General features: G+C 61.9%; 21 protein-coding genes and 1 tRNA gene. 16 read left to right on the top strand and 6 right to left on the bottom strand.

Annotated features, from left to right (window positions below; all coding sequences use genetic code 11):
- Positions 1-123: 123 nt before the first annotated feature.
- From tatB to ACU5AZ_RS01640, 6 genes are all read left to right on the top strand, one after another.
- On the top strand, positions 124-819 hold the full coding sequence (gene tatB / locus ACU5AZ_RS01665) for a Sec-independent protein translocase protein TatB (RefSeq protein ID WP_446824343.1): 696 nt from the start codon (positions 124-126) through the stop codon (positions 817-819).
- Positions 816-1,649 carry a twin-arginine translocase subunit TatC gene (tatC, locus tag ACU5AZ_RS01660; protein ID WP_446824342.1) on the top strand — a complete coding sequence of 278 codons (834 nt, stop codon included), beginning with the start codon at positions 816-818 and terminating at the stop codon, positions 1,647-1,649. Before tatB ends, tatC begins: the two co-directional genes overlap by 4 nt.
- A gap of 99 nt (positions 1,650-1,748) precedes the next feature.
- Entirely contained in the window at positions 1,749-3,041 is a 1,293-nt protein-coding gene (serS, locus tag ACU5AZ_RS01655) for a serine--tRNA ligase (RefSeq protein ID WP_446824341.1), read from the top strand.
- A gap of 28 nt (positions 3,042-3,069) precedes the next feature.
- Entirely contained in the window at positions 3,070-3,843 is a 774-nt protein-coding gene (surE, locus tag ACU5AZ_RS01650; RefSeq protein ID WP_446824340.1) for a 5'/3'-nucleotidase SurE, read from the top strand.
- Positions 3,840-4,493 (top strand): protein-L-isoaspartate(D-aspartate) O-methyltransferase, encoded by a 654-nt coding sequence (locus ACU5AZ_RS01645; RefSeq protein ID WP_446824339.1) that lies wholly within the window; start codon positions 3,840-3,842, stop codon positions 4,491-4,493. The genes surE and ACU5AZ_RS01645 overlap by 4 nt, the downstream gene beginning before the upstream one ends.
- A 251-nt stretch (positions 4,494-4,744) precedes the next feature.
- Positions 4,745-6,193 carry a peptidoglycan DD-metalloendopeptidase family protein gene (locus ACU5AZ_RS01640; RefSeq protein WP_446824338.1) on the top strand — a complete coding sequence of 483 codons (1,449 nt, stop codon included), beginning with the start codon at positions 4,745-4,747 and terminating at the stop codon, positions 6,191-6,193.
- A gap of 85 nt (positions 6,194-6,278) precedes the next feature.
- Here ACU5AZ_RS01640 and ACU5AZ_RS01635 read toward each other — a convergent pair whose 3' ends face one another.
- Positions 6,279-7,148, bottom strand: coding sequence for an ATP-binding protein (locus ACU5AZ_RS01635; RefSeq protein ID WP_446824337.1), 870 nt, complete (start codon positions 7,146-7,148; stop codon positions 6,279-6,281).
- A gap of 211 nt (positions 7,149-7,359) precedes the next feature.
- Here ACU5AZ_RS01635 and yajC point away from each other — a divergent pair, with 211 nt between their 5' ends.
- The 5 genes from yajC (at position 7,360) to ACU5AZ_RS01610 (ending at position 12,142) form a co-directional block, all read left to right on the top strand.
- Positions 7,360-7,707 (top strand): preprotein translocase subunit YajC, encoded by a 348-nt coding sequence (gene yajC / locus ACU5AZ_RS01630; protein WP_446824336.1) that lies wholly within the window; start codon positions 7,360-7,362, stop codon positions 7,705-7,707.
- 84 nt (positions 7,708-7,791) lie between these two features.
- On the top strand, positions 7,792-10,353 hold the full coding sequence (gene secDF / locus ACU5AZ_RS01625; RefSeq protein WP_446824335.1) for a protein translocase subunit SecDF: 2,562 nt from the start codon (positions 7,792-7,794) through the stop codon (positions 10,351-10,353).
- A 4-nt stretch (positions 10,354-10,357) separates the two neighbouring features.
- Positions 10,358-10,747: an Mth938-like domain-containing protein gene (locus tag ACU5AZ_RS01620; RefSeq protein ID WP_446824334.1), complete on the top strand. Its 390-nt coding sequence runs from the start codon at positions 10,358-10,360 to the stop codon at positions 10,745-10,747.
- An 18-nt stretch (positions 10,748-10,765) separates the two neighbouring features.
- Positions 10,766-11,620 carry a phytoene/squalene synthase family protein gene (locus tag ACU5AZ_RS01615; protein WP_446824333.1) on the top strand — a complete coding sequence of 285 codons (855 nt, stop codon included), beginning with the start codon at positions 10,766-10,768 and terminating at the stop codon, positions 11,618-11,620.
- 84 nt (positions 11,621-11,704) lie between these two features.
- Positions 11,705-12,142, top strand: coding sequence for a hypothetical protein (locus ACU5AZ_RS01610; RefSeq protein ID WP_446824332.1), 438 nt, complete (start codon positions 11,705-11,707; stop codon positions 12,140-12,142).
- Between the two features lie 45 nt (positions 12,143-12,187).
- Here the strand turns inward: ACU5AZ_RS01610 and trmFO are convergent, their stop codons facing one another.
- The 4 genes from trmFO to ACU5AZ_RS01590 all read right to left on the bottom strand — a co-directional run bounded on the left by trmFO (position 12,188) and on the right by ACU5AZ_RS01590 (position 14,842).
- Positions 12,188-13,624: a methylenetetrahydrofolate--tRNA-(uracil(54)-C(5))-methyltransferase (FADH(2)-oxidizing) TrmFO gene (gene trmFO / locus ACU5AZ_RS01605; RefSeq protein WP_446824331.1), complete on the bottom strand. Its 1,437-nt coding sequence runs from the start codon at positions 13,622-13,624 to the stop codon at positions 12,188-12,190.
- Between the two features lie 107 nt (positions 13,625-13,731).
- On the bottom strand, positions 13,732-13,875 hold the full coding sequence (locus tag ACU5AZ_RS01600) for a DUF1127 domain-containing protein (RefSeq protein WP_261930241.1): 144 nt from the start codon (positions 13,873-13,875) through the stop codon (positions 13,732-13,734).
- Between the two features lie 445 nt (positions 13,876-14,320).
- Positions 14,321-14,464 (bottom strand): DUF1127 domain-containing protein, encoded by a 144-nt coding sequence (locus tag ACU5AZ_RS01595; RefSeq protein WP_446824330.1) that lies wholly within the window; start codon positions 14,462-14,464, stop codon positions 14,321-14,323.
- Positions 14,465-14,698: 234 nt separating this feature from the next.
- A complete protein-coding gene (locus ACU5AZ_RS01590) occupies positions 14,699-14,842 on the bottom strand; it encodes a DUF1127 domain-containing protein (RefSeq protein WP_446824329.1) in 144 nt (47 codons plus the stop codon).
- Positions 14,843-15,443: 601 nt separating this feature from the next.
- Between ACU5AZ_RS01590 and ACU5AZ_RS01585 the strand changes: the two genes are divergently transcribed.
- From ACU5AZ_RS01585 to ACU5AZ_RS01565, 5 genes are all read left to right on the top strand, one after another.
- Positions 15,444-16,550, top strand: coding sequence for a DUF2157 domain-containing protein (locus ACU5AZ_RS01585; RefSeq protein WP_446824328.1), 1,107 nt, complete (start codon positions 15,444-15,446; stop codon positions 16,548-16,550).
- Complete coding sequence (locus tag ACU5AZ_RS01580) at positions 16,547-17,146, top strand: GDYXXLXY domain-containing protein (protein ID WP_446824327.1); 600 nt, start codon at positions 16,547-16,549, stop codon at positions 17,144-17,146. The genes ACU5AZ_RS01585 and ACU5AZ_RS01580 overlap by 4 nt, the downstream gene beginning before the upstream one ends.
- A 185-nt stretch (positions 17,147-17,331) precedes the next feature.
- Positions 17,332-17,416, top strand: a tRNA-Leu gene (locus ACU5AZ_RS01575).
- A gap of 203 nt (positions 17,417-17,619) precedes the next feature.
- Positions 17,620-19,116, top strand: a complete 1,497-nt coding sequence (gene tig / locus ACU5AZ_RS01570) for a trigger factor (RefSeq protein ID WP_446824326.1) — start codon at positions 17,620-17,622, stop codon at positions 19,114-19,116.
- 198 nt (positions 19,117-19,314) lie between these two features.
- Positions 19,315-21,024, top strand: coding sequence for a methyl-accepting chemotaxis protein (locus ACU5AZ_RS01565; RefSeq protein WP_446824325.1), 1,710 nt, complete (start codon positions 19,315-19,317; stop codon positions 21,022-21,024).
- A gap of 96 nt (positions 21,025-21,120) precedes the next feature.
- On the opposite strand, the gene sthA is transcribed toward ACU5AZ_RS01565, so the two are convergent.
- Complete coding sequence (gene sthA / locus ACU5AZ_RS01560) at positions 21,121-22,539, bottom strand: Si-specific NAD(P)(+) transhydrogenase (protein ID WP_446824324.1); 1,419 nt, start codon at positions 22,537-22,539, stop codon at positions 21,121-21,123.
- Positions 22,540-22,582: the final 43 nt, after the last annotated feature.

Genomic DNA, 22,582 nt, shown 5'->3' with positions numbered 1-22,582 from the left:
CCATAGGGCGACGTATGCGCTTTTTTCTTGAACAGCAGGCATGACAGCGGCCGGTTCACAAGGGTGTGCCGGCCGCAGCCAACCTCCGCTAGAATTGAAGCTGTCGGCTTCAGGAGCCCTTTCATGTTGGATATTGGCTGGACCGAGCTCTTGGTCATTGCCGTCGTTCTGATCGTCGTGGTCGGTCCGAAAGATCTTCCGCCGATGCTGCGTGCATTCGGCAAGATGACCTCGAAGCTTCGCGGCATGGCCGGTGAATTCCGTCAGCAGTTCGACGAGGCGCTGAAGGAAGCCGATATGGAGGATGTCGGCAAGGCGGTCCGCGACCTCAAGAGCCTCAATCCGGCAAACACCATCCGCGAGGCGATGAGCCCGCTGCGCGACGCCGGCAATTCGATCCGCTCCGATTTGCAGAAGGCGACAAGCGCTACGGCGCCGAAGGCCGAGGACCCGATCGTGATGCCGGATCCGGCCGTTTCCTTGCCAAGCGATCCGCCGCCGATCATGGCTTCGCCCGAACCTGCGCCGAGCCCAGAGCCGGCAAAGCCCGAGCCTGCAAAGACGGAAACCGCCGCTGCCGAACCGGTGAAGAAGCCGGCGGCCCGCAAGCCGCGCGCGCCAGCCAAGGCTGCTCCTAAGACCGACGCCGCTGCCGCCAAGGCGACGCCGGCAAAGACTGCCACCAAATCGGCGGCGCCGAAGAAAGTTGCCGCCAAAACGGCCGATGCCGATGTGGCAGCCGCCGCGCCGAAGGCGAAGGCTCCGGCCAAACGCAAGACCGCCGCTACGGCCAAAGACAACAAAAAGGGTGACGCATGAGCGGCGAAAACATCGACGACAAGCCGCAGCCGCTGATCGAGCACCTGATCGAGCTGCGCACGCGCCTGATGTGGGCGATCGCCGCCTTCTTCGTGGCCTTCATCGTCTGCTTCTTCTTCGCCAAGAAGCTCTTCAACCTGCTGGTCGTTCCCTATCGCTGGGCGGTCGGTTGGGCCGGTCTCGATCCGTCGAAGACGGAGCTGATCTACACCGCGCCGCAGGAGTTCTTCTTCACCCAGCTCAAGGTGGCGATGTTCTCGGCGCTGGTGATCTCGTTCCCGATCATCGCCGCGCAGATCTACAAGTTCGTCGCCCCCGGCCTCTACAAGAACGAGCGCGCGGCCTTCCTGCCGTTTCTCGTGGCCTCGCCGCTCCTGTTCCTGCTCGGTGGCGCCATGGTGTATTTCTTCTTCACGCCGATGGTGATGTGGTTCTTCCTGTCGATGCAGCAGCCGGGCGGTGCCGACGATATCGCGATCTCGCTGCTGCCGAAGGTGTCGGAATATCTGAGCCTCATCATGACGCTGGTCTTCTCGTTCGGCCTCGTCTTCCAGCTGCCGGTCGTCACCACGCTTCTGGCACGCACCGGCTTTCTGACCTCGGACGGACTGGCGGCCAAGCGCAAATATGCGATCGTCGCCGCCTTCGTCGCCGCGGCCATTCTGACCCCACCCGATCCGCTCTCCCAGATCGGTCTTGCACTGCCGACAATCCTTCTCTACGAGGTGTCGATCTATGCGGCGCGAATGGTGGAGCGCAAGCGGGCCGAAGAGGCTGCCGCCAGCGCGGCGGAGGACTCCTCCGAAGACTCTACCACCGGCAGCGCCTGACTTTTCGGTCGATGCCCGGGAATTGACGGCGCTGCCAGGCCGCTCTCGACGGGAGCGGCTCGTTCACAGCGAAAACGGTAGAACAATTCGGATAAGACAATGCTCGATATCAAATGGATTCGTGAAAACGCCGAAGCCCTCGACGCCGCGCTGAAAAAGCGTTCGGCCGAGCCGCTTTCGGCACAGTTGATCGCGCTCGACGAAAAGCGTCGCGCCGTCGTCCAGAAGCTGCAGGACATGCAGGCCCGTCGCAACGCCGCCTCCAAGGAGATCGGCCAGGCGATGGCGACCAAGAACATGGAGCTGGCGGAGAAGCTGAAGGCGGAGGTCGCCGACCTCAAGACCACCATGCCGGCGCTTGAGGAAGAGGAGCGTCAGCTCAACTTCGAACTCAATGACGCGCTCGCCCGCATCCCCAACATCCCGCTCGACGACGTGCCGGTCGGCGCCGACGAGAACGACAATGTTGTCAAGCGCATGGTCGGCGACAAGCCGATGTGGAACCACAAGCCGCTCGAGCATTTCGAGATCGGCGAAAAGCTCGGCTGGATGGATTTCGAACGGGCGGCAAAGCTGTCGGGTTCGCGCTTCACGGTGCTGAAAGGCCAGATCGCCCGCCTGGAGCGCGCGCTCGGCCAGTTCATGATTGACCTGCACACCAGCGAGCACGGCTATCTCGAAGTCATGCCGCCCTTCCTGGTGCGCGATGACGCGCTCTACGGTACCGGCCAGCTGCCGAAATTCGAGGAAGACCTGTTCTTCACACCGCATGCCAATGCCCGCCTCGCACTCATTCCGACGGCGGAAGTGCCGCTGACCAATCTTGTGCGCGAGGAAATCCTCGATCAGGAGACGCTGCCGCTCCGGATGACGGCGCTCACCCCCTGTTTCCGTTCGGAAGCGGGCTCTGCCGGCCGCGATACGCGCGGCATGCTGCGCCAGCACCAGTTCTGGAAGTGCGAAATGGTATCGATCACCGATGCCGAATCGTCGGTCGACGAGCTGGAGCGGATGACGGCCTGTGCCGAAGAAGTGCTGAAGCGCCTCGGCCTGCATTTCCGCACGGTGACGCTCTGCACCGGCGACATGGGTTTCGGCGCCCGCAAGACCTACGACATCGAGGTCTGGCTGCCGGGTCAGGACACCTACCGCGAAATCTCGTCGTGCTCGGTCTGCGGCGATTTCCAGGCGCGCCGCATGAACGCCCGCTACCGCGGCAAGGAGGACAAGGCGACGAAGTTCGTTCACACCCTGAACGGCTCCGGCACCGCCGTCGGCCGCGCGCTGATCGCCGTTCTGGAGAATTACCTGAACGAGGACGGCTCGGTCACAATTCCGGACGTTCTGCTGCCCTATATGGGTGGATTGAAGAGAATCGAACGCGCCGCCTGACCAGGGTGGCGCCTGCCTCGGGGGCATCATGCGCATTCTTCTGACGAATGACGACGGCATTCATGCCGAAGGTCTGGCGGCTCTGGAGCGGATCGCCCGCGAGCTGTCCGACGACGTCTGGATCGTCGCCCCCGAGACCGACCAGAGCGGGCTTGCCCATTCGCTGACGCTGTCGGAGCCCTTGCGGCTGCGGCAGGTCGGCGAGAAGAAGTTCGCCCTCAAGGGCACGCCGACCGATTGCGTGATCATGGCGATCCGCAAGCTGATGTCCGGCAAGAAACCCGATCTCGTGCTCTCCGGCGTCAATTCCGGCGCCAACATGGCCGAGGACGTGACCTATTCCGGCACGGTTGCCGGCGCCATCGAAGGCGCGCTGAACGGCATACGCTCCTTTGCACTGAGCCAGGCCTACATCTATGACGGACGGCGGGTCGTGCCGTGGGAGGTCGCCGAGACCCACGCACCGGGCGTTCTCCGGCAGCTGATGCATCTCGACCTTCCGGAAGGCACTTTCCTCAACATCAATTTCCCCAATTGCCGGCCCGAAGAGGTTGCCGGCGTGGCCGTGACCTCGCAGGGCAAGCTCGACTACGGGGTCGGCATCGAGGAGCGTCAGGACGGTCGCGGCTTCCCGTATTACTGGCTGACGCTCGGCGGCCGCACCCCGCGCGAGGGTGAAGGCACGGATCTTGTGGAATTGCGCAACAGGAAGATCTCGGTGACACCGCTGAAGCTCGACATGACCGATTACTCCGTGCAGGATCGCGTCGCTCAAGCTCTTGCTGACGGAGGGAATGCTTGACGGCTGCCATGGTCGAAAAGGAAGGCTTTGCCGCTCTCGTGCTCAGATTGAGGGCCGAAGGCATTTCGGATATCGATCTGCTGACCGCCGTCGAGCAGACGCCGCGCTCGCTGTTCGTGCCGCCGCAATTTGCCGACAAGGCCTATTCCTCGCGCTCCATTCCAATCGAATGCGGCTCCTTCATGGAAGGGGTCGATTTCGCCGTCAGGCTTCTCGACCGGCTGAAGGTGAAGCCGGGGCACCGGGTGCTCGAAATTGGCACAGGCAGCGGTTTCATGACCGGCGTTCTCTCCAGGCTCGCGGAGCGGGTGCTGTCGATCGAGCGTTACCGGACGCTGACAGAGAATGCCCGCCAGCGCATGGAAAAGCTGCAGCGCCTCAATGTCATCATCCGCCAGGGCGACGGCCGTTCCGGGGTTCCGGGCGAGGGGACGTTCGACCGCATCGTCTGCACCGCCGCCTTCAAGGAAACGCCCCGGTTCTATGCGGAGCAGCTGGTCTCCGGCGGTACGATGATCGCGCCGCTGATGATGGAGAACGGCACCTGCCGCATGGTCCAGCTCGGCAAGGTCGGCAGCCGCTTCGAGCGCGAGGACCTGTTCGAAGCCCCGTATCTGCCATTCGTCGAGAACACCGCCTCCTTCCTCTGAAGACGTCCGACCCGCGCGCTCGACCTCCAATTGTGGCGGCATGGTTAGCTTTTTGTCAAAAATCTTCCTTGTGAGTCCGCGTCTTAACCGGGCGGTAACATTAACGCGGTTTAATTTGCTCATAACCTGTCGCGTATCGAGTAGGTCCAGTTATGAGTATCAAAGTGTCGCAAAAATTCGGAAACTCAGTTCTTCGGCTTGTCGCCATAGCCTTGCTGGGTTCGACTGTTGCGGGGTGCAGTTCGGATGCGATGCGGTTTTCCGGTGGCTATTTTGGCACGGATAACCTGACCACCAGCTCCGTACGTCCCGTTACCAACACTGCTGGCGCGCCTGTTCCGAGCGCCAATGTCGGCATGGCGCCGGCGCAGGATTATTCGACCGCCAACCAGGCGCTCAACCAGCCTTATCCGGCCCGCCCGGCCAACAGCAATTACGATCCGATGAGCACCGGCACGGTCGCATCCGGAGCCCGCATGTCAGCGACGCCGGTGAGCGTGCAGCAGCAGAGCCTGCCGCCGGTCTCCTCGCAGAGTGCATCGCTGGAACAGCCGATGCCGGCAAGGGCGCCTGCACAGACCACGCTTTCGCACGCCACGCTGCCCGCCGATCCGATCAGGACGGCGACGACGCGTCCGGCCGACAACGGCATGGGCGGCCAGAAGGTCGTCCTGAAGCCCGGCGACACCATCGCCGCCCTGTCGCGCCGCTACAACGTGTCGATGGCCGACATCATGAAGGCCAACGGTCTGACCAGCGGTGCTGTCCAGGCCGGCCAGACGCTGATTATCCCGTCCTACAGCGTCAGCCCGAACACGGCGAAGGCGTCCGCCACCGCGGAAGACTTCTCCAAGGGCGGCAGACTGCCCGAGCAGCCCAGGAAGACGGAGCAGAAGGTCGCCCTCCTGCCCAAGCCGGTCGACAATCGCGACAAGTCCGCGTCTGTCGAGCCGAAGAAGGCTCCGGCAGGCGGCGATGGCGGCACCTACAAGGTGGCTGCCGGCGACACGCTCACCAAGATTGCCCGCCAGACCGGCAGCAACATCGACGAGCTGAAGCGGCTGAACGGTCTTAACACCGCCAGCATCCGCATCGGCCAGGTGCTGAAGCTGCCGAACGGCTCGGCCTCGACCCCGGATCCGGTCAAGACCAGCGCCGTCAAGCCCGCCGCGGTGGCAAGCGCCTCCAAGCCGGCCGCCCAGCCGAAGACGACCGATACGGCATCGAACAACGATCCGAAGCCCTATGTGGCGCCGGCCGCCAACAAGTCCGTGACGGAAGTCGCCTCCAGGGATCCGTCGGTTTCGGCTCCGGCCTCTACCGGCATCAGCAAGTATCGCTGGCCGGTGCGCGGTCAGGTGATTGCCGCCTATGGCGCCAACGTCAACGGCAGCCGCAATGACGGTATCGACATCTCGGTACCGGAAGGCACGCCGGTCAAGGCTGCCGAGAACGGTGTCGTCATCTATGCGAGCAACGGCCTGAAGGAACTCGGCAACACGGTGCTGCTGCGCCACGACGACGGCACGGTCACGGTCTACGGCCATGCCGGCAACCTGAACGTTGCCCGCGGCCAGAAGGTCACCCGCGGCCAGGTCATCGCTTCCTCGGGCATGAGCGGCAATGCCAGCCGTCCGATGCTGCACTTCGAAGTGCGCAAGGATGCCACGCCGGTCAATCCCATCACTTACCTCGAATAGTGGTTTTGCGTATCGGGGAATAAAGAAAGGCCCGGCTGGTCGATCCAGCCGGGCCTTTTCATGTTGGCAGCCTGATGAAGCCGTATCAGCGATCGATCCGGACCCTGAGCCGTCCGGCGAGATCCTGGATGAACTGCCAGGCGACACGGCCAGAACGTCCGCCGCGCGTGGTGGCCCATTCGAGCGCCTGCTTGTGCAGGTCGTCGCGGTCGATCGGCAGGGAGAAATGCTCGGCATAGCCGTCGATCATCAGCAGATAGTCTTCCTGGCTGCACTTGTGGAATCCGAGCCACAGGCCGAAGCGATCGGAAAGCGAAACCTTCTCCTCGACCGCCTCGGACGGATTGATCGCCGTCGAGCGCTCGTTCTCGATCATGTCGCGCGGCAGAAGATGGCGTCGGTTCGATGTCGCGTAGAAAAGCACGTTGTCCGGCCGCCCCTCGACGCCGCCGTCAAGCGCCGCCTTCAGCGACTTGTAGGCCGTGTCGTCATGGTCGAAAGACAGATCGTCGCAGAAGATGATGACCCGGTGCGGACCATCCTTCAGCATGTCGAGGAGGAGAGGGAGGCTGGAGATGTCCTCGCGGTGCACTTCGATGAGCTTCAGCGAGACGCCGGAAGACGCCCGCACGTCGTCATGGACGGACTTCACCAGTGAGGACTTGCCCATGCCGCGCGCGCCCCACAGGAGGACGTTGTTGGCCGGATAGCCTTCCGCGAAACGCTCGGTGTTTTCGTGAAGGATATCACGCACATGATCGACGCCCTTGATCAGCTTCAGGGCGATCCGGTTCGGTCTTTGAACGGGCTGCAATTTCTGGCGCGCCGGCTGCCAGACGAAGCAGTGGGCGGCGTCGAGGTCGTTGTCCGCCGGCGCGGGTCCGGCGAGCCGCTCCACGGCATCCGCCAGACGGCGGAGTTCTGAAAGCAGGGCGTGTTTTGTCTTGTCTTTCATCCGAGGCCTCCCTTGGAAACGGCCGGCATGGCCGAACTGTCATTTTTAAAGCGCGGTAGCATGGCGTTTCAGACCGGAAAAGGCTAATAGGGCGGGAAATCGTCCTGTCCGGCCGGGCGTGCTGTTGCAATCACTGCGATCGCGCCTATATTCCGGCGGCTTTCTGTATGGCCGGAAACGGCACAGTGTTTTGGAATTCGAGGAGTTTTTGATGTTCTTTACCCAGGCATTTGCCCAAGACGCGGCCGGTGGTGCTGCCGGTTTCGGTTCCGGCATGGAAATGTTGTTCCTGTTCGTGCCTTTGATGGTCGTCTGGTACTTCCTGCTGATCCGTCCGCAGCGCCAGCAGATGAAGAAGCGCGAGGAAACCCTCAAGGCCATCCGTCGTGGCGACCAGGTCGTCACCGGTGGGGGCGTTCTCGGCAAGGTCACCAAGGTGATCGACGACAACGAACTCGAAGTGGAAATTGCCGACGGCGTGCGCGTGCGTGTCGTTCGTGCCCACGTCTCCGACGTCCGCGTCAAGGGCGAGCCGGTCAAGGCCGAAGCCGCCAACTGAGGCTGCCAGATCGCGCGCGGGTCCTTCATACGGCCCGCGCGCACGCCTTCCGCATGATACAGACACTCTGAAGCCGAGAAACCCATGCTCTATTTCTCCCGCTGGAAAACTACCTTCATCTGGCTTGCCGTCCTTGTGGCCTTCCTGACCGCGGCGCCGAACCTTTTCAGCGACAAGCAGCTGGCCTCGCTTCCTTCCTGGCTTCCCGACAGCAAGGTGACCCTCGGCCTCGACCTTCAGGGTGGCTCCCACATCATGCTCAAGATCGAGCGCTCCGACATCGTCAAGGAGCGTCTTGAAACGACGGTCGCCGACGTGCGCGCCAAGCTGCGCGCCGCCAAGATCCGCTATACCGGCCTTTCCGGCGCAGGCCAGACGGTTCAGGTGAAGATCACCGACCCGAACGAATATGACGCCGCCAAGGAGGCGCTTCGTCCGCTGACCGAACTGATCAGCGCCGGCACATTGACCGGCGGCACGATTCAGGAAGTCAACATGCAGGATGGCCAGAACAACACCATCCGGCTGGAGCTGACCGAGCAGGGCATCAACTATCGTCTCTCCTCGGCCCTGAAGCAGTCGATCGAAGTCGTTCGCCGCCGCGTCGACGAACTCGGCAACACCGAGCCATTGATCCAGCGCCAGGGTGACGACCGCATCATCGTCCAGGTTCCGGGTCTGCAGGACCCGCAGCGACTGAAGGCGCTTCTGAACCAGACTGCTAAGCTTTCCTTCCACATGGTCGATGACTCGATGCCGGTGCAGGAGGCGATCAACGGTCGTCCGCCCGTCACCTCCGAGGTTCTCTATTCGACCGATGATCCGCCGGTCCCGTACCTGATCGAAAAGCAGGCACTGGTTTCGGGCGACGAACTCGTTGACGCGCAGGCAAGCTTCGATCAGCGCTCCAACGAGCCGGTCGTCAACTTCCGCTTCGATTCCAAGGGCGCCACCGCATTCTCGCGGGCGACCACCGCCAATGTCGGCAAGCCGTTTGCGATCGTCCTCGACGACCAGGTGATTTCGGCGCCGGTCATTCGCGAGCCGATTACCGGCGGCACGGGCCAGATCTCCGGCAACTTCACCGTCCAGTCCGCCAACGACCTCGCCGTCCTGCTCCGGGCCGGCGCACTGCCGGCGACGCTGACGGTTGTTGAGGAGCGCACGGTCGGTCCGAGCCTCGGCGCCGACTCGATCAATGCGGGCATCGTTGCCGGCGTCATCGGCGCCGTCGCTGTCGTCGTCTTCATGCTGGTGTTCTACGGCTTCTTCGGCGTCATCGCCAACGTCGCACTGTTCGTCAACATCGTCATGCTGATCGCGGTCCTGTCACTGATTGGATCGACGCTGACCTTGCCCGGTATCGCGGGTATCGTCCTGACCATGGGCATGGCGGTCGACTCCAACGTGCTGATCTACGAGCGAATACGCGAAGAGGTCAAAAACGGCAGGCCGTTGATCCAGGCGATCGATACCGGCTTCTCCAAGGCCTATGCGACCATTGTCGACGCCAACGTCACGACGCTGATTGCCGCCGTTATCCTGTTCTATCTCGGCTCCGGCCCGGTTCGCGGCTTTGCTGTGACGCTCGCCATCGGTATCCTGACGACGGTCTTCACCGCCTTCACGCTGACCCGCTGGCTGGTGGCCGAATGGATCCGTCGTCGTCGCCCGAAGCACCTGCCGAACGGCATTCGTACCGGCGTGTTCGACGGTGCCAACATTCGCTTCATGGGCTTCCGCCGTTACACCTTCGTCATCTCGGCCGCGCTGTCGATTGCCGCTCTCGTCGGCTTTGCCACGGTCGGCATGAACCTCGGCATCGACTTCAAGGGTGGTTCGGTCATCGAACTGAAGGCGAGGAGCGGCAATGCCGATATCGGCGACATCCGCGACCGCCTGTCCGAGCTCAACCTTGGCGACATCCAGGCGCAGGAATTCGGCGACCCGTCCGAAGTCCTCGTCCGCCTGCAGGCGCAGGGCGGTGGCGACAATGCCGAGCAGTCGGCGCTGGCGCTGGTGCGCAACGAGCTCGAGAGCACCTACGAGTTCCGTCGCGTGGAAGTCGTTGGCCCGGTTGTTTCCAGCGAATTGACCCAGTCGGCAACGCTCGGCGTTCTGGTCTCGCTTGCGGCGATCCTGATCTATATCTGGTTCCGCTTCGAGTGGCAGTTCGCCGTCGGCGCCATCATTGCGACGGTGCACGACGTCATCCTGACAATCGGACTGTTCGTGCTGACTGGCGTTGAGTTCAACCTGACCAGTATCGCGGCCGTGCTGACGATCGTCGGTTATTCGCTGAACGATACCGTCGTCGTCTACGACCGAATGCGCGAGAACCTCAGGCGCTATCGCAAGATGCCATTGCCGCTCCTGATCGACACGTCGATCAACCAGACGCTGTCGCGAACGGTTCTGACGTCTGCGACGACCCTTCTGGCACTGGCGGCGCTCTATGTCTTCGGTGGCGAAGTCATCCGTTCGTTCACCTTCGCCATGCTGTTCGGCGTTGCCGTCGGTACCTTCTCCTCGATCTATATCGCTGCGCCGGTCCTGATTGCCTTCAAGCTGCGCCCGGAGAACTTCCAGAACGATGCTGACGGCGAAGGCGCGGAAGACGACGACCAGAACAAAGTGACGGCCTGAGGCTTTGGCGAAGGGCATCATCATCCGCGAGGCACATTTTCCGGGGCGTCCGCCGATCGACGCCTACGGAAACGGCGGCTTCCGCTTCGCCGACATGTCGCATCGCGGTTCGCTGCTCTGCCTGCCGTCCGGCGTCTACGGCTGGGACGTGGCCGACGGGGAGGATCTGACGGTCGACCTCTTCGAGCGCGTGTTCCAGGATGCCGGCGACATCGAATTCCTGCTGCTCGGCACGGGCACGGACCTTCGATTGCTGCCGCCGCTGCTCAAGGCGAAGCTCAAGGAACACGGCATCGGCAGTGATCCGATGAACACCGGTGCGGCCGTCAGGACGTACAATGTCATGCTGTCGGAAGACCGGCCCGTGGCCGCCGCCCTGATCGCCGTCGACTGACAAACCGGGATTGTCCCCATGAGCGCAGAGCCTGCCTCGAACGATATCATCTGCCTGTCGACGCTGCGCGAGACCGACCGCGACCGCTATCTGGTCGCGCTGCTGTCGCCGGAGGCACGTCGGCGCGCACTGGTCGCCCTCTATGTCTACAATGCGGAAATCGCCAAGGTGCGGGATCTCGTGCACGAGCCGCTGCCGGGTGAGGTGCGCCTGCAGTGGTGGCGCGACATCATTGAGGGGCAGAACCCCGGCCAGGCTGAGGCCAATCCGCTTTCGGCCGAACTGATGGCGGCGGTCCATGCCTGTCGCCTGCCGACCGCACCGCTGATCGCCATGAGCGAAGCTCGGATATTCGACCTCTATGACGATCCGATGCCCGATGTGGCGACGCTGGAGGCCTATGCCGGCGAAACGGCGTCGGCGCTGATCCAGCTGGCAAGCCTGGTGCTATCGCCGGAAAAGGCGGGCGAGAGCGCGGCCGCCGCCGGCCATGCGGGCGTTGCCCAGACCGTTGCCGGTCTGCTTCTCCTGATGCCGCGCCATCGCCAGCGCGGGCAGCTTTATCTGCCGCTCGACATTCTGTCGGCAACCGGGCTCGACCGGGAAAGCTTTCTCGAAGGGCAGGACAGGGAGCGCATCGGCGCTGCCATCACCGCCTTTGCGGCGCTCGGCATGGATCATCTGAAGAAGGCGAGGGCGGAAGAGCGGCCTTCGCCCGAGGTCTTTCCGGCCTTCCTGCCGGTGGCTCTTGCCGAATCAGTCCTGAAGAAAGCCATGAAGCTGAAGGCTTCCATTTTCGATGAAGCTTTGCAGCTGTCGCAATGGCGCCGCCAGCTGACCCTTGCCAGGGCCGCCTTCACCAAACGGTTCTGACAACGGTCGATTTCATATTCGCGCAAGCCTCGTCCCTTAATCTGATACAACCTGTAGCGTTGCATAGGAGATTGGAGAACACCCGTGGGATTGATCATCTGGGGCATCCTCTTTGGCGGGCTGGTTCTGCTGGCGATCGTGGCGACACGCATGGCCAAGCAGGATGACGACGACGGCCTGCACGACACCGGCATCGCCATCATGGAATTCGGCCGCGCCTATCCCGACGAAGCTATTCGTGCATTGCATTCGACTGCCGACGGCAATGCCGTCTTCGTGCGCCTGTATGACGACAAGGCGGGCTTCATGCGCAGTTTGAAGAATCACTTTGCCTGCCACCTGATCGAACCGGGTCGGGTGCGGGCCGGCGAAGGTGCCGCGAAGAACAGCCTGAAGGTGGAATTCCTGGACGCGCCCTATCACAACGGCACCTACCAGTTCAAAAGCGCCAAGGAGGCCTCGGAGGTCTCGCTCTGGCTTCTGGGCAATCTGCTGACGGAAGCCGACAAGAAGGCCGGCTGAGCGGGCCCTGTACGCCGTCATCACATTTCGCCACCTGATCAGGAATCAGACGGCCTGCTTCTCGCGCGTCTCGACGCCCAGCCACTCGGCGCAATCGGCAAGCGCGCGTTCGGCCATCAGCCGCTTCTTCATCGCTGCCTTCTCCTTGCCGCGGAAACGCTTGCCTTCGACCGGCTTGACGATCGAACCGGGCGCGAGTTCCGGAAACAGGCCGAAATTGATGTTCATCGGCTGGAAGGAGCGCTTGCCGGGCTCGTCGTCGGAAACGATGTGGCCGCCGGTGATGTGATTGAGCAGCGATCCGAATGCGGTGGTTGCCGGCGGCAGCGAGATCGGCTGGCCCTTGTGTTCGGCAGCGGCGAAGCGTCCCGCCAGAAGGCCGATGGCAGCACTCTCTACATAGCCTTCGCAGCCGGTGATCTGGCCGGCAAAACGCAGGCCGGGACGGCCCTTGAGCGTCAGCGACGGATCGAGCAGCACGGGTGAGTTGATGTAGGTATTGCGGTGCAGGCCGCCGAGACGGGCGAATTCGGCATTCTCGAGCCCGGGAATCATGCGGAAGATCTCGGCCTGGGTGCCGTATTTCAGCTTCGTCTGGAAGCCGACCATGTTGTAGAGGGTGCCGAGCGCATTGTCCTGGCGCAGCTGGACGACGGCATAGGCCTTGACGGTCGGATTGTGGGCATTGGTGAGCCCCATCGGCTTCATCGGCCCGTGGCGCAGCGTTTCGCGGCCGCGCTCGGCCATCACCTCGATCGGCAGGCAGCCGTCGAAATAGGGCGTGCCTTCCCATTCCTTGAAGCCGACGGTGTCGCCGGCGATCAGCGCGTCGACAAAGGCGTTGTACTGCTCCTCGGTCATCGGGCAGTTGATGTAGTCCTTGCCCGTGCCGCCCGGTCCGACCTTGTCGTAGCGCGACTGGTACCAGCAGATGTCCATGTCGATGGAATCGGTGTGCACGATCGGCGCGATGGCGTCGAAGAAGGCGAGCGCATCGGCGCCGGTCTCTTCCTGGATGGCGGCGGCAAGCGAGGGGGCGGTGAGCGGCCCGGTGGCGATGATTGCCTGTCCCCAGTCCGCCGGTGGCAGGCCGGTGATTTCCTCGCGCACGACCGTGATCAGCGGATGATCGGCAATCGTGGCGGTGACAGCATCGGAAAAGCCGTCGCGGTCGACGGCCAGTGCGCCGCCGGCCGGCACCTGATGGGCATCCGCCGAGCGCATGATCAGCGAACCGGCGAGCCGCATCTCCGCATGGATGACGCCGACGGCATTGCTCGTCGCATCGTCAGAGCGGAAGGAGTTCGAGCAGACGAGTTCGGCAAGGCCATCGGTCTTGTGGGCATCCGTGCCGCGCACGCCGCGCATTTCATGGAGAATGACGGGAATGCCGGCACTGGCGATCTGCCAGGCAGCTTCCGACCCGGCGAGCCCGCCGCCGATGACGTGGATGGGAGTGTCGTGCGATGATGTCTTGCTCATGGGCGCCTCCTTAACATGACGTGCTGCATGCGCAAAAGCCCGCAAACGAAAACGGCGCCACTCGGGCGCCGTTTTTGGGTAGGTCCAGGCAGTGGTCTCAGCGCTTGTTAGCGGAAGGACTTTGCTGCAATAGAGCGGATGTCATAGCGGCTGAGGCCAATGTCATCCAGGGTCTGGCTGGAGAGGTTGCCGAGCTCCTTGAGAGTGCGGCGATAATTGATCCAATTTTTTGCATAGCGAATCGGGCTCATGTTGGTTTCCTCAAGATCTTCGGGACAGCCTCGGCATCAATGTCTGTGCGGCTGTTCGTTGACCCTTATGTAGCTCTTTCGTTGTGCAATAACGAGTGCAAAAAATAGGCTACTGCTATGCAATTGTGCAGTGGGTTGAATAAAAAACAGGCTTCTTATTTGGTCAGATTAAAAAAGAGGCCGCGCGTCCGCGGTCGGTGCCGGCACACCTGAGGTCGGGAAAATATAATTTAAATCAATGGATTGGCAGGATTTCGAAGTCGCCAGGTCGGTCCGGATGAGGGCCTTCGGGCAAGTAGCGTCCCGATTAATACTTGCGGCGGCAATAAGGCTGCAATTTTAGGCATCTTTCGGCCATGCGAAACCGCATGTCGGCGGACAAAAGAAAACGCCCTCGGCTCGTAGGAGCAGAGGGCGGTTTTGAAGACCTGAAGGAGGTCTGGAATTAGAAGGCTGCAGCGCGGGCAACGCGACGGATGTCGGTGCGGCTGATGCCGAGGTCTGCGAGTTCGCGGTTGGACATGCGGTCAAGCTCGCTGACGGTCTGACGGTACTTGCGCCAGCTGGAAAAAGAGCGGGTCAGGTTCATGGTCGTGTTCCTTTCTAGTCGATCAATTGGCAGCGCTTGCTGCCGCCCCATCTGTTGATCTCAATGTATGTTGCATTGCAGCATTGAGCTAGAGGGTCTTCGGCATGGCACCTATGCATTCTTGCAAGGCTCGCGTTGCCCCAAAGGGGTAAGAAAGGCGTGTCTGGCCGCCCCAAACAAAAAAGCCCCCGCCGGGGCGGAGGCATTTTGAAAGTCTCTTTTGAAGAGGAGACTTTAGAGAACTGCGCCGCGGGCAACGCGGTTGATGTCGGCGCGGCTGATGCCGAGGTCGGCCAGTTCGCGGCTGTTCATCTTCTGCAGTTCATTGACGGTCTGACGGTATTTGCGCCAGTTGGCGAAAGAGCGGCTGATGTTCATGATCGTGTTCCTTTGGTTCATTTTGGCAGCGGCATTTGCCGTGCTCCGTTGATGAGCGAGATATATGTTGCGCTGCCGCATCCAGGTAGAGGGGCAACGGCATATCGGTCATGCGCCAAGCGCAAGGCTTTGGAAAATGCTGAGCAAGGACAGGGAGATGGGCAAAAAAATAACGCCCACCGGGGGAGGAGATCCGGTGAGCGTCATTTTGGTCGACTGGGAAGCTGGGAGGAGGAGTGCTTGCCAGTCTATATCGGAAGAGCGCTGGGAGGAGGAGCGCGCTTCATCCGAATTCTTGTCGATGAGAGGAAGCGAGAGAGAGAATGTTTCCGCCGTCATCTGATGATTGGAATATAGTATGATCATTCCGTTTTGTGCAGTGCAATAATCGCATGTAAGATATGCGTTGAGTGCATGGCTTATTCGTCGCCAAATATCTGTAATTTATTGAAATAAAAAGAAAACCGGGGCTGACCGTAGCCATGCAGCTTTGCCGCTATTCGCCGGTCTTGTTGATTGCGCCGATGTGGTCCATGTTTCCGGCAGCATTGGGCCGCGGAATTTTTGTTTCCAACGGCGGTGTTTGAATCGGGTGATGTACATGTACAGGAATCGCTTGCAGCAGGACATGGAGCGCTGGGTTGCGAAGGGGCTGGTCGCCAGGTCCGCCGCCGATGCCATGCTGGCGGAGTATGATGCGCGGCCGTCCGGCGTCTTCAGCGTTGGCCGTGTCCTGATGGTGCTGGCCGCGCTCCTGATCGCGGCTGCTATCGCCATGCTGATCGCCTCCAACTGGGATGCGCTGCCGCGCGGCCTGCGGCTCGTGGCGATGCTGGCGATGGTCACGGCCTTCTATATGGGGGCGGCCGCCTTCTTCATGCGCGGCGCCGACTACCTTGGCGGCGCGCTCCTCATCCTGGCGGTGCTGTGCTTCGGCGGCACGGTGTCATTGACGGCGCAGATGTACCACATCTCCGGCGACAGCCAGACCTTCCTCATGACGTGGTTCCTGTTCGCCATGCTGGCTTCCGTCCTCTTCAAGTCCGGCGGGCCGACAGTGATCGCGGGGTTTCTTTCCTGGGCTTATTTCAGCAATCTGATGTTTGATGACTATTCGGCCTGGAATTCGGTTGAAGGCTTGATGCCGCTCGCCATGGCGGCGGCCGTCATCGCACTGGTCTATTATACCGGGCCGGCGCGGGCGCGGCATTTCTCCTATCTGCTGATCCTCGCCTGGCTCTTCTGGTTCTATTTCGAGCACGAGAGCGACGGGCTGGCGATTGTCTTCACGCTGGCGGGCGCCGCCGCCTTCCTGGTCGCCGTTCTGCCGAGGTCGCCGCTGCAACGGTTGAATGCGGCAGCGGGCGGCATTCCCGCGACCTATGCCTTCCTGCTGATGATCGCCGGCCTGGCATTCCTGCATGACCGCTTCGATGGAACGAGCGGCAGGATTTCCGTGGCGATCGCGGTGATCGTCGCCACCGTCGCCGCCCTGATGCTGAACGGCCGCGACAACGGCGTGGTGCGCTATCTCGCCTACCTGATCTTTGCCGCCGAACTCATCTATCTCTGCAACGAGACGATCGGCAGCCTGATCGGGACGTCGGGCTTCTTCCTCCTGTCCGGTGTCTTCGTCGCGCTGGCCGCCTTCGCCGTCATCCGGCTGGAGAAGCGGCTGGCGGCCAAGCCGAAGGAGGTGTCTGCATGAGCGAGGCAAGTTTCGGCATGTCGAATCGCAACCGGGCAAGGCTCGTCATCGCGGCTGCCTGCATGGTGGTCCTGCAGATCGGCCTGATCGGCTACATGACGTGGGCGAGGGCGGCGATCCTGCGCGACGGCGCGGAAGTGCTGTTGCAGACGCGCGCCGTCGATCCACGCGATTTCCTGCGCGGCGACTACGTGACCTTGAACTACGACATCTCCAATGTGCCGAGGGCACTGGTCACGGGGCCCAAGCCTTCCGAGGGCGAGACTGTCACTCTGTCGGTGCTCTTGAAGAGGCAGGAGGATGGCGCGTTCGGAATTGTTGGTGCGACCTTCGGCGATCCCCCGCCGGCCACCGATGGCGAGGTCATGATGAGGACATTGCCGTTCCGCTATACGGACTACCTGAATGCCTCGGACTTTCGCGTGAGCTACGGAATCGAGCGCTATTACGTTCCGGAAGGCGAGGGAAAGGCACTGGAGGATCTGCGCAACGAAGGCAAGCTGCAGGTCGCCGTGCGCGTTTCGAGCGACGGCAAGCCGCAGATCCGCGCGCTTTATAATGACGGCAAACCCGCTTACGAGGAGCCGCTATACTGACGTTAGGAAAGGCCTGAACGCGAGTTTACGTTACGTAATATCCGACTTTGAAAGCAAAGGATCGGGTGGTGGCGCCGATCCTGTTGCCAAACCGTCATTTTTCCTTTGCGCTTGGCAGTTCGGATGATATAGAGACGCCGCTTCCCGGAGGGCCCATGTTTTCATGGCCTGCGGCAATCTGGAAAGCGGGTATGGTGAAATTGGTAGACACGCCAGATTTAGGTTCTGGTGCCGCAAGGCGTGGGAGTTCAAGTCTCTCTACCCGCACCACTATTGCGATCGGGCTGGGAGGAACGGAACTCTTGATAGCATTTGAGAGCGTATCCGGGATAAGCGCGGCATCCGGCTGAGGCTTACGACAGCCCGCTGGAATGCCTAGGAATTTGACACGTCGCGGCAGGACGGACGCTCCCGCACCGGCAGAGAAACGATCGGCTGTCCCGTCACGGCCGCTACGAAGTGAAGGTAAGACAATGCAGGTTATCGAAACGCTCGCTGAAGGGCTGAAGCGCGAAATCAAGGTCGTCGTTCCGGCGAAGGACATGGAAGCCAAGATGAACGAGCGCCTGGCGGAAGCCAAGGACAAGGTTCGCATCAACGGTTTCCGTCCCGGCAAGGTGCCGGTCTCGCACCTGAAGAAGGTCTACGGCAAGTCGATCATGGCCGAACTCGTCAACGAGATCGTTCGTGAAAAGCCGACCGAAATCCTCTCCGAGCGCGGTGAGAAGTCTGCGACCCAGCCGGCCGTCGCCATGACCGAGGACGAAGCCGAAGCCGACAAGATCCTGTCCGCTGAAGCCGACTTCGAATTCACGCTCTCCTACGAAGTCATCCCGCCGATCGAACTGAAGTCGGTCGATGGCATCAAGGTGACCCGTGAGGTCGTCGAGATCGAGGAAGAGGAAGTCACCGAGCAGATCCTCAAGATCGCCGAGAGCGCCCGTTCCTACGAAGCCAAGAAGGGCAAGGCTGCCAACGGCGACCGCGTCACCATGGATTACCTCGGCAAGGTCGACGGCGAAGCCTTTGAAGGCGGCGCTGCCGAAGATGCCGATCTGGTTCTCGGTTCCGGCCGCTTCATCCCGGGCTTCGAAGACCAGCTCGTCGGCGTCAAAGCTGGCGACGAGAAGACCATCACCGTGACCTTCCCGGAAGAGTATCCGGCGGCAAATCTTGCCGGCAAGGAAGCCACCTTCGACGTCAAGGTCAAGGAAGTGGCAGCACCGGCCGAAGTCGAGATCAATGACGACCTCGCTTCCAAGCTCGGCCTCGAATCCGCCGACAAGCTGAAGGAAATCGTCCGCAGCCAGATCGAAGGCCAGTACGGCCAGGTTACGCGCCAGAAGGTCAAGCGTCAGATCCTCGACCAGCTGGACGAACTCTACAAGTTCGACACGCCGCAGTCGCTCGTCGACGCCGAGTTCGAAAACATCTGGCGCCAGATCAACACCGATCTGGAACAGTCCGGCAAGACCTTCGAGGACGAAGACACCACGGAAGAAAAGGCACGCGAGGAATACGCCAAGCTTGCTGAACGCCGCGTCCGCCTCGGTCTCGTTCTCTCCGAAATCGGCGAAAAGGCCGGCATCGAAGTGACCGAAGACGAAATGCAGCGCGCCCTCTACGACCAGCTGCGCAACTTCCCGGGCCAGGAGAAGGAAATTATCAACTTCTTCCGCAACACCCCCGGCGCTTCCGCATCGCTTCGCGCCCCGATCTTCGAAGAAAAGGTGGTCGACCACCTGCTCGGCGAAGTGAAGGTCACCGACAAGACCGTCAGCAAGGAAGAGCTGATGGCCGATGACGAAGCCGAAGGCTCGGACGAAAAGAAGGCCGCGCCGAAGAAGAAGGCAGCCCCGAAGAAGGCCAAGGCTGAAGCAGCCGACGCCGCCGAGGCCAGCGAAGAGGCCGCCGCTCCGAAGAAGAAGGCGGCTCCGAAGAAGAAGAAGGCGGACGACGCCGCTGAGTGATCAGGGATTTGGGAGGCTTCGGCCTCCCAAATTGCTTTTGGGGCCTGAAGATGGCTCTTGGACGTGACGTCACCGTTACCGGCAAGCGCCTGTCATCGACTACAAGTTATGCTCGATTAATTTAGGTGTTTCTGAATTAATTGGCCGGTAACTATGAACCCGGATAGTCCTTCCAAACGTGTGGAGGGTACCGGTTCGATGTTTTCACTTGGTTTTGGCGGCTACGAAAAGTCGGTTCTCGCGGCGCTGGATCGTTCCCAGGCGATCATTGAATTCGACATGGACGGCACCATCCGTCACGCGAACAAGAACTTCTGCGACGCGATGGGCTACGAACTCGCCGAGATCGTCGGCAAGAAGCACAGCCTGTTCGTCGAGCCCAGCGAAGCCGGATCCGATGCCTACCGCCAATTCTGGAATGATCTGACGGCCGGCAACTACCAGCAGCGGCAGTATAAGCGGATCGGCAAGGGTGGCCGCGAGGTCTGGATCGAAGCGTCCTACAACCCGGTCTTCAAGGGCGGCAAGCCCTACCGGATCGTCAAGATCGCCACCGACATCAGCGCTTCGAAGATGGAAAGCATCGAGAACAAGGGCAAGCTGGACGCCCTGGACCGGGCGCAGGCGATCATCGAGTTTACGCCGAAAGGCGAGATCGTCACGGCCAACGCCAATTTTCTGAAGACCTTCGGCTATGACCTCGCGGAAATTCGCGGCAAGCATCATTCGATGTTCTGCGAAGCGGACTATGTTCGCACTCCCGAGTATGCCTCTCTCTGGCGGGATCTGGCCGCCGGCCAGTTCAAGTCCGACCAGTTTACGCGCATTTCGAAGACCGGCGAAAAGATCTTCATTCAGGCGTCCTATAATCCGGTGATCGATGCCGACGGCCGGGTGGTCAAGGTGGTCAAGTTTGCGACCGACATTTCCGGGCGCGTCAAGGCGCTGGAAGCGGTCGGCGCCGGCCTCAATCGCTTGTCGGACTGCAACATCCGCATGACCATCGATGAGCCTTTCATCCCCGAATTCGAGCATCTGCGCAAGGATTTCAACACCTCGATCGCAAAGTTCCAGGAGACGCTGGTAGAGGTGCTGAAGCAGACCAACGACGTGGCGAACGAGAGCCAGTCGATGAGCGGAGCCTCGGAAGGTCTGGCACGGCGCACAGAGCAGCAGGCCGCAGCCCTGGAGCAAACCTCCGCCGCGCTCGAGGAGATCACCGTGACGGTGCGGCAGTCGTCCGAGCGCACGCTCGAGACGCGCCGGCTGGTGGGCGACGCCCGCAAGGCCGCTTCCGCATCGGTTGACGTCGTGGAGAACGCCATACAGGCGATCAACCGGATCCAGAATGCATCGCAGGAGATCGGCAAGATCATCGACGTGATCGACCAGATCGCCTTCCAGACCAATCTCCTAGCGCTCAATGCCGGCGTCGAGGCGGCGCGGGCCGGTGACGCGGGCAAGGGTTTTGCCGTCGTCGCGCAGGAAGTCCGCGACCTTGCCCAGCGCTCCGCACAGGCCGCGAAGGAAATCGCCGGGCTGATCAACAATTCGTCCAAGGAAGTGGGCGAGGGCGTCCGCTTCGTCGGCGAGACTGGCGAGGCGCTGAAGAAGATCGAGGAATTCGTCGAAGCGATCGACCGGAATGTCGATGCGATCGCCACCGCCGCGCGCGAGCAGTCGACGAGCCTTGGAGAAATCAATTCGGCGGTCAATCAGCTCGACCAGATGACGCAGCAGAATTCCGGGCTCGTGGCCAACACCGCCCATATCAGCGAACGGCTGGCGGCCGGTGCTGCACGCCTGGCCGAGCTGGTCAATCGCTTCAAGCTCAACCGGCGCAGCACGATCCGCGAGCCGGGCACGGATGCGTCCAATGTCAGGCCGGGTCGCCAGAACGCTGCCTGAGCACGAACTCTACAGTTCCAATGCGAAACGGCCTCCCGAATGCGGGAGGCCGTTTTCATGTCGTCACGTCGCCGAGAGGCCGGCCCGCGATCCGGGCTATTCCGCCGCCTTGGCCTCGTCGCGCAGCTCGCCCATGCGGTTCCAGGCGTCGAGGCCGGCAATCTTGTAGGCCTCCGCGAGCGTCGGATAGTTGAAGGTGTTCTCGACGAAGTATTCGACCGTTCCCTTGAGGTTCAGGACTGCCTGGCCGATATGGACGAGCTCCGTGGCGCCTTCGCCGACGATGTGAACGCCGAGCAGCCGCCGCGTCTTCAGCGAGAAGATCAGCTTCAGGAGGCCGGTGTCGAGCCCCATGATGTGGCCGCGCGAGGTCTCGCGGAAGCGGGCGATGCCGCATTCATAGGGAATGTTGCGTTCCTTGACCTCTTCTTCCGTCAGCCCGCAGGTGGAAATCTCCGGCACGGCATAGATGCCGTAGGGGAAATAATGCGGCGGGTCGGCATGGCTGGCGCCGACCGCATGGCGGGCCGCAATGCGCCCCTGTTCCATCGAGGTCGAGGCAAGCGACGGAAAGCCGACCACGTCGCCGGCGGCGTAGATGTGCGGCACGTCCGTCTGGAAGGTCGTGGGATTGACCTTCAGCCGGCCGCGGCTGTCGGCCGTCAGGCCCGCCGCCTCGAGGCCGATCGTGTCGGTCGCGCCCATGCGGCCGGCGGCAAACAGCACCATGTCGGTGGTGATCAGCCGCCCGGTCTTCAGCGTGATCCGGCATTTCCCGCCTGGTTCGCGCTCGATCTTCTCGGCGGTCTCGCCGAGCATCAGCTTCATGTTGCGGTCGCGCAGCTGGTAGACGAAGTCGTTGACGATTTCCCTGTCGATGAAATCGAGCATCGTCTGGCGCGGTTCGATCAGCGTGACCTGCACATCGAGGGCCGAGAAGATCGTCGCATATTCGATGCCGATGACGCCGGCGCCGATGACCGCAAGCGAGCGGGGCAGGGTCTTCAACTCCAGCAGTTCGTCGCTGTCGATGATGGCGTCGTGATCGAAGGGGATATAGTCCGGCCGAAACGGCCGCGTGCCGATCGCCAGCAGGATCGCCTTGCCCTCGACCCGCTGGATCTCGCCATCGGTCTTCTCGATCTCCAGCGTGTGCGGATCGACGAAATGCGCGCGCCCGCGCAGGTGATGGACATGGTTGCGGGCAAACTGATGCTCCAGCACCTCGACTTCGTAGTCGAGCGTCTTCAGGAGGCGCATGCGCAGGTCGTCGGCGCTGATCTCCTGCTTGACCCGGTAGGAGCGGCCATAGAAGCCGCGCTCGCGCCAGCCGGTCAGGTTGAGCGCCGTTTCTCGGAGCGTCTTCGATGGAATGGTGCCGGTATGGACCGACACGCCGCCGACGCGGCGGCCCTGTTCGACGACAATCACATCCTTGCCGAGCTTGGCGGCCTGGATGGCGGCGCGGCGTCCTGCCGGTCCGCTGCCGATGACGACGAGATCATATCGGTTCATGGTGGTGTCCGTGCCTGACAATGTGATTCCCCCACATATCAAC

The sequence above is a fragment of the Rhizobium sp. PAMB 3182 genome (assembly GCF_052908355.1).
Note: the sequence above shows the minus strand (reverse complement) of the source record. Positions and strands in the feature narration are given on the sequence as shown.

Excerpts from the sequence above, each read along its gene's own strand:
- secDF (WP_446824335.1), top strand. The coding sequence starts at position 7,792 with ATGCTCTATTTCTCCCGCTGGAAAACTACCTTCATCTGGCTTGCCGTC.
- yajC (WP_446824336.1), top strand. The coding sequence starts at position 7,360 with ATGTTCTTTACCCAGGCATTTGCCCAAGACGCGGCCGGTGGTGCTGCC.
- tatB (WP_446824343.1), top strand. The coding sequence starts at position 124 with ATGTTGGATATTGGCTGGACCGAGCTCTTGGTCATTGCCGTCGTTCTG.
- ACU5AZ_RS01640 (WP_446824338.1), top strand. The coding sequence starts at position 4,745 with ATGCGGTTTTCCGGTGGCTATTTTGGCACGGATAACCTGACCACCAGC.
- ACU5AZ_RS01590 (WP_446824329.1), bottom strand. The coding sequence starts at position 14,842 with ATGAACATCAGCCGCTCTTTCGCCAACTGGCGCAAATACCGTCAGACC.
- ACU5AZ_RS01585 (WP_446824328.1), top strand. The coding sequence starts at position 15,444 with ATGTACAGGAATCGCTTGCAGCAGGACATGGAGCGCTGGGTTGCGAAG.
- trmFO (WP_446824331.1), bottom strand. The coding sequence starts at position 13,624 with ATGAGCAAGACATCATCGCACGACACTCCCATCCACGTCATCGGCGGC.
- tig (WP_446824326.1), top strand. The coding sequence starts at position 17,620 with ATGCAGGTTATCGAAACGCTCGCTGAAGGGCTGAAGCGCGAAATCAAG.
- ACU5AZ_RS01635 (WP_446824337.1), bottom strand. The coding sequence starts at position 7,148 with ATGAAAGACAAGACAAAACACGCCCTGCTTTCAGAACTCCGCCGTCTG.
- tatC (WP_446824342.1), top strand. The coding sequence starts at position 816 with ATGAGCGGCGAAAACATCGACGACAAGCCGCAGCCGCTGATCGAGCAC.
- ACU5AZ_RS01595 (WP_446824330.1), bottom strand. The coding sequence starts at position 14,464 with ATGAACCTGACCCGCTCTTTTTCCAGCTGGCGCAAGTACCGTCAGACC.
- serS (WP_446824341.1), top strand. The coding sequence starts at position 1,749 with ATGCTCGATATCAAATGGATTCGTGAAAACGCCGAAGCCCTCGACGCC.
- ACU5AZ_RS01565 (WP_446824325.1), top strand. The coding sequence starts at position 19,315 with ATGTTTTCACTTGGTTTTGGCGGCTACGAAAAGTCGGTTCTCGCGGCG.
- ACU5AZ_RS01615 (WP_446824333.1), top strand. The coding sequence starts at position 10,766 with ATGAGCGCAGAGCCTGCCTCGAACGATATCATCTGCCTGTCGACGCTG.
- surE (WP_446824340.1), top strand. The coding sequence starts at position 3,070 with ATGCGCATTCTTCTGACGAATGACGACGGCATTCATGCCGAAGGTCTG.
- ACU5AZ_RS01600 (WP_261930241.1), bottom strand. The coding sequence starts at position 13,875 with ATGAGCCCGATTCGCTATGCAAAAAATTGGATCAATTATCGCCGCACT.
- sthA (WP_446824324.1), bottom strand. The coding sequence starts at position 22,539 with ATGAACCGATATGATCTCGTCGTCATCGGCAGCGGACCGGCAGGACGC.
- ACU5AZ_RS01580 (WP_446824327.1), top strand. The coding sequence starts at position 16,547 with ATGAGCGAGGCAAGTTTCGGCATGTCGAATCGCAACCGGGCAAGGCTC.